The sequence below is a fragment of the Roseibium sp. RKSG952 genome (genome assembly GCF_009711355.1).
Map to the genome: position 1 here is coordinate 1 of NZ_SMMF01000012.1, position 206 is coordinate 206.

1 protein-coding gene is annotated in these 206 nt (G+C 62.1%); it reads left to right on the forward strand.

Translation table 11 applies throughout. From position 1 onward, the window contains the following. Positions 1–35 precede the first annotated feature (35 nt). Positions 36–206, forward strand: a 171-nt coding sequence (locus E1297_RS50995; RefSeq protein WP_368669401.1) for a DUF4116 domain-containing protein, incomplete at its 3' end; no start/stop codon positions are given.

Below are 206 nucleotides of genomic sequence, written 5' to 3' on the forward strand. Positions count from 1 at the left end.
TGTACTATTTCCCGAGATCACTCCGGACACCTGAGATGTGCCTTGAGGCGGTGAGGCGAGACGGCTGGGCGTTGCACGACGTGCCGGAGAGCGCTCGGACGCCTGAGGTATGCCGCGAGGCAGTGAGGCAAAACGGAAGGGCGTTATACTGCGCGCCGGAAGACCTCCATACGCCTGAGATGTACCTCGAAGCGGTCAGGCAAGGC